The 8356-nt window shown below is 67.4% G+C and carries 6 protein-coding genes and 2 riboswitches; of the genes, 4 read left to right on the top strand and 2 right to left on the bottom strand.

Features of this window, described 5'->3' with window-relative positions:
* The first annotated feature begins 40 nt into the window (after positions 1-40).
* A riboswitch (SAM riboswitch) is annotated at positions 41-156 on the top strand.
* A 117-nt stretch (positions 157-273) separates the two neighbouring features.
* The 4 genes from VNN10_14245 to metK all read left to right on the top strand — a co-directional run bounded on the left by VNN10_14245 (position 274) and on the right by metK (position 4572).
* Complete coding sequence (locus VNN10_14245; GenBank protein ID HXH23182.1) at positions 274-1185, top strand: GNAT family N-acetyltransferase; 912 nt, start codon at positions 274-276, stop codon at positions 1183-1185.
* 71 nt (positions 1186-1256) lie between these two features.
* Positions 1257-1327: riboswitch (S-adenosyl-L-homocysteine riboswitch) on the top strand.
* Between the two features lie 54 nt (positions 1328-1381).
* Positions 1382-2797, top strand: a complete 1416-nt coding sequence (gene ahcY, locus VNN10_14240) for an adenosylhomocysteinase (protein HXH23181.1) — start codon at positions 1382-1384, stop codon at positions 2795-2797.
* Positions 2797-3318: a four helix bundle protein gene (locus VNN10_14235; GenBank protein HXH23180.1), complete on the top strand. Its 522-nt coding sequence runs from the start codon at positions 2797-2799 to the stop codon at positions 3316-3318. Before ahcY ends, VNN10_14235 begins: the two co-directional genes overlap by 1 nt.
* A gap of 3 nt (positions 3319-3321) precedes the next feature.
* Positions 3322-4572: a methionine adenosyltransferase gene (metK, locus tag VNN10_14230; protein HXH23179.1), complete on the top strand. Its 1251-nt coding sequence runs from the start codon at positions 3322-3324 to the stop codon at positions 4570-4572.
* A 1285-nt stretch (positions 4573-5857) separates the two neighbouring features.
* Here metK and VNN10_14225 read toward each other — a convergent pair.
* Positions 5858-6271, bottom strand: a complete 414-nt coding sequence (locus VNN10_14225) for an ester cyclase (GenBank protein ID HXH23178.1) — start codon at positions 6269-6271, stop codon at positions 5858-5860.
* 139 nt (positions 6272-6410) lie between these two features.
* Positions 6411-8063, bottom strand: a complete 1653-nt coding sequence (locus tag VNN10_14220; GenBank protein ID HXH23177.1) for a tetratricopeptide repeat protein — start codon at positions 8061-8063, stop codon at positions 6411-6413.
* Positions 8064-8356 lie beyond the last annotated feature (293 nt).

The following is an 8356-nucleotide window of genomic DNA, read 5'->3' as shown; positions in this document are numbered from 1 at the left end:
CATCGACCTAACATCATTGCGAACAACCGAATAGCAGACGCTCTTATCCAGAGTGGTGGAGGGATCGGCCCTTCGAAGCCCGGCAACCGGTCGCTAGACACGGTGCCAAGTCCGACCCTTCTTCCTTCAGCGAAGGACGGAAGGGGAAGATGAGAGAGTTCGGTAGCTGAAAGCTTCTCACGCTGGCGTAGGGGCGGGTTCTGACCCGCCCCTACGGCGTTGTAGGTCAGTGAGGAGCTTTCTTGTGCCCGCTTCGCGGGCTTGAGGTGGAAGTTGACAGCGAGGACAGCGCGTAGCAGCCAGGCCGTCTGGGCGGCCGGGACGAGGACAGCGGTCATCCGTCGCGTGCAGGACCGGACGCGGCTGCTGGACCTTCTGCGCCGCTCGGAAGCCTTCAACGCCTACGCCATAGCCCACCTGGACGCCGCGCTCTTTCCGCTCGCGGACTTCTACGTGGCGGAATCCGGCGGCGCGACCGCTGTCCTGGCGCACACGCGCGGCGGCCCCGGCCCAGCGACCCATGCCTGGGGCGATCCGCGTCTCGTGGGCGCTCTTGTCCGGCTCCACCCAGGGTCTCGCGGCCGCCTGCTTACCTGCCAGGCCGAGCATGTCGACGAGCTTTTGGAGGTCTACAACCTCTGGCGGCCCCAGACGATGATGCGAATGCGCGTGGATGCCGAGTCCTTCCGGCCGCCCGCGGACCGCGGCCCTGTGCGCCGTCTGCTGGCGGCGGACGCGCCGGAGTTGAACCGCCTGTACGCGCTCGAGGGCGAGGGCATCGCCTATTCCGGGCGGCATGTGCGCGAAGGCGTGTACTTCGGCGCCCTCTACCGGGGCCGCATCGTAGCAGCCGCGGGCACACACACGTTCTCGAAGTCCATGCGCGTCGCGGTGGTTGGCAACGTCTTCACGCATCCGGACTTTCGCGGACGCGGGCTGGGCACGGCGGTCACGGCGGCCGTCACGGCACAACTGCTCGAGGAGTGCGACCTGGTGGTCCTGAGCGTCGACCCGGCGAACCGCTCGGCCCGCCACGTCTACGAAACGCTGGGTTACGCCGAGACAGGGCGCATCGTCGAAGCGATGGCGACGCGGCGCGCGCCGTTGTCACCGCTGCCGCTGCTGCGCCGCCGGTTGGCCTCGCGCCGGGCCGGCGAGCCGGGGGTGGAGGTAGTCACGCTGTGAGGCCTTCGAGTGCCGTCCCGCAGCTCAGCACCGCGCCCGCACGGCCGGCCGGCGGCTGCGATATAATGGTCAGTGCTGAGGAGCGCTGCGTTCCCGCTTTCGCCGGGATCAGGCTCAGCGTAATAAACGGCGCTCGCACTAACTGTGGTGCGGGCGCCTTCTTCTTTCGCCCGCAAGGAGACGAAAGGAGCAGACCATGACCACCACCCAGCACCCGCAGGCGATCGAGTACAGGATCGCCGACATCTCGTTGGCCAGCTTCGGCCGCAAGGAGATCGCGATCGCGGAGTCGGAAATGCCGGCGCTGATGGCGATCCGGCAGGAGTACGCGAGCCGCCAGCCCTTGAAAGGGGCGCGCATTGCCGGCTCCCTGCACATGACCATCCAGACCGCTGTGCTCATCGAAACCCTGAAGGCCCTCGGCGCCGACGTCCGCTGGGCCTCGTGCAACATCTTTTCCACCCAGGACCATGCCGCGGCGGCCATCGCGGCCGGTGGCACCCCGGTCTTCGCCTTCAAGGGCGAGTCCCTCGAAGACTACTGGGAGTTCACTCACCGCATTTTCGAGTTCCCGAACGGCCAGGGGCCGAACATGATCCTGGACGACGGCGGTGATGCCACGCTCCTCATCCACCTTGGCGTGACGGCGGAACAGGACCCCTCCGTCCTCAATAACCCTTCGAGCGAGGAGGAGCGCGTCCTCTTCGCCTCCGTGAGGCACCGCCTGCAGGACCACCCCGGCTGGTACTCACGCATGGCGCGCGGCATCCGCGGCGTAACGGAGGAGACGACGACCGGCGTCCACCGGCTCTACCAGATGCAGCGCGAAGAGCGCCTGCTCTTCCCGGCGATCAACGTGAACGACTCCGTGACGAAGTCGAAGTTCGACAACATCTACGGCGTGCGCGAGTCCCTGGTCGACGGCATCAAACGCGCGACCGACGTGATGATCGCCGGCAAGATCGCGGTCGTAGCCGGCTACGGTGAAGTCGGGAAAGGGTCGGCGCAGGCTCTCCGCGGGCTGCAGGCCCAGGTGTGGGTGACCGAAATCGACCCGATCTGCGCGCTGCAGGCAGCGATGGAGGGCTATCGCGTCGTCACGATGGACTACGCTGCCGACAAGGCCGACATCTTCGTCACGGCGACGGGCAACGTGAACGTGATCACGCACGAACACATGCGGCGGATGAAGAACAACGCCATCGTCTGCAACATCGGCCACTTCGACAACGAGATCGACGTCGCCAGCCTGCGCAAGTACGACTGGGAGAACATCAAGCCGCAGGTCGACCACGTGATCTTCCCGGACGGTAAGCGGATCATCCTGCTCGCCGAAGGCCGCCTCGTGAACCTTGGCTGCGCCACCGGCCACCCCTCCTTCGTCATGAGCTCCTCGTTCGCCAACCAGGTCCTCGCCCAGATCGAGCTTTTCACGAAGCCGGAGAATTACCCCCTCGGCGTCCACCGGCTGCCGAAGGAGCTGGACGAGAAGGTCGCCCGCCTGCAGCTCACGAAGCTGGACGCCCAGCTCACGGAGCTGACGGAGGAGCAGGCCGCCTATCTGGGCTTGCGCCGCGAGGGCCCCTACAAGCCGGAGCACTACCGCTACTGATGGCCGAGAGGATGGTGATGGTGGTCGGTGGTCAGAAGCGCGAGGAGTCGGCGCCTCGACTCCCGGAGCGTCCGGCCGGGAGGATTAGAACCTTCGAGGACCTGGAGATCTTTCGCCGCGCTATGGCGCTTGTCCGGCCGATCGACGAACTAGTGAAGAGGTTTCCAGCGCACGAGCACGTCGATCTCGCGCAGCAAATGCGCCGCGCGTCCAAGTCTATCCCGACGAACATTGCGGAAGGCTTCTCGAGACGCCTCACGGCGCGCGATTTCAAGCTGTATCTCGCTCATGCCCTGGGCTCGGCGAACGAGATGGTTGTGCACCTCATGATTGCTTCGGAGCTGAGGTATGCGCCTGCGTCCGACATCGACTTGCTGATTGACGAGTACCGGATCATCGCTCGACAGACGGCCCGCCTGGCACAGGTCTGGCGAGATCCCCGCGAGCGCGAGACAAAGACGAGCGAACCCGGGACCATCCGACCACAGACCACCATCGCCAATAACCGACTGACGGAGTAAACGATGCCCCTAACCGCCATGACTGCCCCCGTGCACTTTCACACCTCGGAGTCCGTGACCGAGGGGCATCCGGACAAGATGTGCGACCAGATCTCGGACGCCATCCTGGACGCGATGCTCAAGGATGACCCGGAGTCTCGCGTCGCCTGCGAGACCACAACGACCACCGGGATCGTTTTCGTCTGCGGCGAGGTCACGACCTCGACCTACGTGGAGATACCGGACGTCGTGCGCTCTGTGGTGCGGGACATCGGTTACACGAGCGCCGAATTCGGGTTCGACTACGAGACCTGCGGCGTCATTGTCGCGATCAAGGGGCAGTCGAAGGACATCGACATGGGCGTGTCGAAGTCCCTCGAAGCAAAGCAACTGGCAGGCGAAGAGGACGAGGCCGGCCTCCTGGGCGCCGGCGACCAGGGCATGATGGTCGGCTTCGCCTGCACCGAGACACCTGAGCTCATGCCACTCCCGATCATGCTCTCGCACCGCCTGGTGCGGCGGCTTGCCCTGGCCCGCAAGGACGGCATCTTGCCCTGGCTGCGGCCGGACGGCAAGTCTCAGGTCACGGTGCAGTACGAACACGGTGTGCCCGTCCGGGTCGACACTGTCGTCGTCTCGACGCAGCACAACCCCGGCATAGACCAGCAGCGGATCAAGAACGAGATCATCGAAGCCGTCATCCGGGAGGTAATCCCCCCTTACCTGCTGGACGCCCGCACTCACTACTATGTGAACCCAACCGGCCGCTTCGTGATCGGCGGGCCCATGGGCGATGCCGGCCTCACGGGGCGGAAGATCATCGTCGACACCTATGGTGGCTCGGCGCGGCATGGAGGGGGCGCCTTTTCGGGCAAGGACCCGACGAAGGTCGACCGCTCCGGCGCTTACGCCGCCCGCTACGTGGCCAAGAACATCGTCGCCGCCGGCCTCGCGGAGCGCTGCGAGATCCAGATTTCCTACGCCATCGGCGTCGCGCACCCGACGTCCCTTGCCATAGAGACTTTCGGGACGAACAGGGTCCCGGATAGCCTGATCCTGGAGCTGGTGCGCGAGCACTTCGACCTGCGGCCCGGCGCCATCATCCGCGACCTGCGCCTGCGCCGCCCGATCTACCGGCCGACCGCGGCCTACGGCCACTTCGGCCGGGAGGACATCGACGCGCCGTGGGAGGTGACGGACAAGGCGGAGGCGCTGCGCCGCGCCGCCGGCCTCGACGCCACCGCGGCGCCGGCCGCGGCCTCACGCCTCGACTGATCCCGGGTGCCTGGCCCCGGCGGCGGCCTGCGCCCGGAGCAGCTGGCCGACGAAGGCTCCTCTGCGCCGGTACTCAGGCGGAAGTACAGTCCGGCCGGGTCGACGCCGGCGATCCCTCCCGGGTGTCATCTCTGGCGCCATTCCGGGCGGCGCTGCGCCAGCAGTCGTCTCGGGTCCGCATCAGCACAGCTCGGACCGGGTCGCGCAGGAGGCTTGACAACCTTCCAGCCTCGACATAAATACATTCAAACATTTTCAGCGCCGGGTCCTTGCGACGCCCTAGCCCGGCCCTCAATGCCGCTACAAGCGGCCCGATCACCGCAACGGCGCCCGGCGTGAGCGCGATCCCGAACCGTGCCCTCGCTGGGCAGCTTGATGAGTCTTGAACTCCGGCTCTCGGCCTTCAACTTGGCATAAGGAGGAAGGAGTGAAGGTAGCAAAGCTCCTGCTAGTCTCAGCCCTCCTGCTGTCAGGAGGCATCGCCTCGGTCCGGGTTGCCGAGGCCGTCGCGCCCTCAAACCCGAACTGCTAGGGCGTGGTGAGCAGTCAGTTTGCCAGGTCACAGGGCGGTCTGGGTGAGCACGCGTCCGAACAGGAGACACCCCGCCTGGGCCTCCGTAACGTCGCTCGGGACTTCGGGTTCGACCACGTCAGCGATTTGGGGACATTCTTGGCGGGGATCGACGGCATCCCGGAGACATCCTGTCCCTGACGTGGCCGGCACCTCCTGTGAGCGCCTTCGGCCGGCGCATCAGGGCCGGCGATGGCCCGAAGTAGAGGGCCGGGGCTCGAGGTGGTAGAACCGCAAAAGAGATCCACTGCGCAGCTGGCGGAAAAGTCAGCCCTGCCGGCGTAAGGCTCGAGGGTCGAGAGCCGGAGCACGGCGCCGGCCGCCGGCGGGCCGCCAGTCCGCCGCGAGTCGATACATTGCGCTGAAGGCATAGTTACACGGGCCCATGTCGTGGCCTGGCCTGAACGGCTCCGCCACCCCGCCCGGCGGCGGTCAGCGCCATACCGTTGGCGCCAACGCGGCATGGTCGCCAGCGTCCGGCGGCCGGTGCTGCGGCCGCTCAGGCCCCTGGAAGCGGCCGCAGCCCGCGCGCCCGGCGCAACCGCCGGTCGGCGTCGATCAGCACCCCGCTTGCTTCGCGGGCAGGCGTTAGCGCCGCGTGGTCCCAGCTCCCGCCCCGCGACCTCCGGGATGCCAGCCACGTCCCTCCTGCCGTCGTCGCGGCTGGCGCCTCGGTGGTCACGACCCGCCTGCCCGATGGCAGGCTCCGGGAATCTAGGAGACCTGGGCCAGGAGCGAGGCGAGGTCGTAGTAACGGCGCTCCTCCGCGATCTCGCCGTTGCGGTCGACCCGGCCGATGGACACACCGCCGAAGCGCACAGGCTTGTTCGAGGCTGGGATCTCGACACCGTCCGGTGTGGGGATTGGGCCAAGGTGGGTCCCTGTCATCTCGAACTCGGCGGCGTAGGTGTCCTCGTTCACCAGGAGCGACCTGAGGCTCCCCTTGAGGTCAGGAAAGGCGCGGAAGAAGTCCTGGATGTCCGCGCGCACCTTGTCCCTGCCCTTCAGGGGCTCGCCGTACTGCGGGTCGTGCACCACGGCGCCGGCCGCATAGGTCGCCGCGTAGCCTGCCGCGTCGTGCCGGTTGAGCGCCTCCAGGCCCTTGTGGACTGCATCTTCGACCGTCATGTCCTACCTCCCTTTTTGCCGCCCGGCTTCGTGGGACAGCTTCTGAGGAAGAGTAGGCGTGCCGGAGACTGGCGCCATCGCGCGATCCGGCCATTTCCTGTGCCGCTAACGCATGGCCGGAAACGGCCATCAGCGTGGCTCAAAGAATGCCTGAGCGGCCCGCGAAGGCGACCGCCGCTGCGCGTGAAGGCAGGCCCAGGCGCTGGAGGATGTTGGCCACGTGCCTGTGCACCGTATGCTCGCTGACCACGAGCGCGGCGGCGATCTCCCGGTCGCTTCGCCCCTCGGCGATGAGCCGCAGGATGTCCACTTGTCTCGCCGTGAGGGCGGGAGGCGATGCCCCTGAAGAAACCCCGAGGCTGGCGAGGAGCGCCGAGGCACGAGCCGCGTCCACGACAGCGCCAAGCGAAGCCAAGGCCTGTTCCGCGGCGCGCGCTTCCCCGCGAGCTCGCTCCAACCTGCCCGAGGCCGCGAGGCATCGCGCCAGTTCCAGTCGCGTGACGGCAGCTTCATAGGGGCCGCCGCCGCGTTCGAAGAGGTCGACGGCGTCTTCGAAGGAGCGCGCCGCCGACGCATGGTCACCTTCGGCAGCCTGCAGCACGCCGGCAGAGAAGTGGAACGATGCCTTCACGGGCAGTGTGGCAATGGCCTCGGAGAGGCCGCGCACCTCCTCGAGCTTCTGCCGTGCTGCCTCGTGGTCCCCGAGCATCGCCTGGACCCGCGCGAGGAGGGCCAGGGCGGAGGCCCTCTGCGTCCGGCTGTTCTCGGGCACATGCCTCAGCGCGCGCTCGAGCGCCTCCTGTGCATCGTCGACCTGGCCCTCTGCAAGGGCCATCTCGGCCAGTCCCAGCAGGGCCATCGGGTGCCACTCGACTTCGGAGAACAGCCGCCTTGCTTCCTCGAGCCTGCCCTGTCGCCGCCGGAGGTCGGCAAGCCGAACGACCGCCTCGGCTGCCATAGGCGGCCGGCTCGCCCGAATGAAGGCCTCCGCGACTGCCAGCTCTGCTTCAGCCTCCTCCCACTTGCCGCGCCAGATCAGTACACCAGCGTAGTGCGCCCGGCAGACCCCCTGGCCCAGGGCAATCTGGCGTCCGTCTACATACTCCCGCATCCGCTGACACCACTGCGTCGCCCGGTCATAGTCCTTCGCCCGCTCGCAGGCCTGCACCAGGTAGCAGAGGCAGGTGGTCAGCGCTATCTGCTCCTTGAGCTCATCTCCGACGACCGCCGCGGCTGCTTCGTCCAGCCGGGACATGCCGGCATCGATCTCGCCGCTGGTCACCAGGGCCAGGCCCTCCATCGCCAGGCCCATTGCCTCCACGTCCGGCGCCTGGACTTGCCGCCCGATTTCCCAGGCGCGCCGCGCGCAGGCCAGGGCGCGTTCAGCATCCTCCTCAACCATGAGCGCGGCCTCGCCGTCGAACAGCGCCAGCCAGCCGTGTTCAGGGCAGAGAGGCTCGCCCTCCAGCAGCCTTCGAGCACGCTGCCGCCAGCCGTTCGCGACGGCCGTCTCCCCCCGGAAGTCGGTGTAATCGGAGGAGATCCAGACTGCCATGCGCGCGGCCGAGATCGGGTCCCCTTCCTCCCGGTAGCGCCTGTAGGCGCGCTCGCGCGCCCAGAACAGCCTGTCGGCGTCGTTCTGAGAGAAAGCGGTCCAGCTCAGCCCTTCGAGAGCCGCGCCGTACTCAGAGCGCGCGACCTCCCTCTCGAACCAGTCCCGCGCCGCCGGCCAATCTCCGCGCGAAAGGGCTTCCCAGCCGGCGCCGCTTTTCTGAGTGGTCCCAAGTGCCATCCGTATCCAAGCTCCCCACGCCGCATGACGGCCTGATGGGCATTTTACCCGCGCGGCGAGATTGCAGTTGCCGCGGCTAGCGTAGGCGAACAAGGGCTACGTTGCCCGCCGAGGGCCGTTCGACTAACCTGACTCCACGTCTCGGGGGCTCTTTTATGACAACCGAAGTCTCCGGCGCCGTCCGGCGCATCGTCGTGGCCACGGACCGCTCGCCTTCGGCGGACGCCGCGGCGCGCTGGGCCGCGAACCTGGCCCGCAGCCAGGGCGCCGACATCGTAGTCGTGCAGGTCATC

Source organism: Dehalococcoidia bacterium (assembly GCA_035574915.1).
In the GTDB taxonomy this organism is placed as follows: domain Bacteria; phylum Chloroflexota; class Dehalococcoidia; order DSTF01; family WHTK01; genus DATLYJ01.
This window is presented reverse-complemented; position numbering and strand designations above follow the sequence as displayed.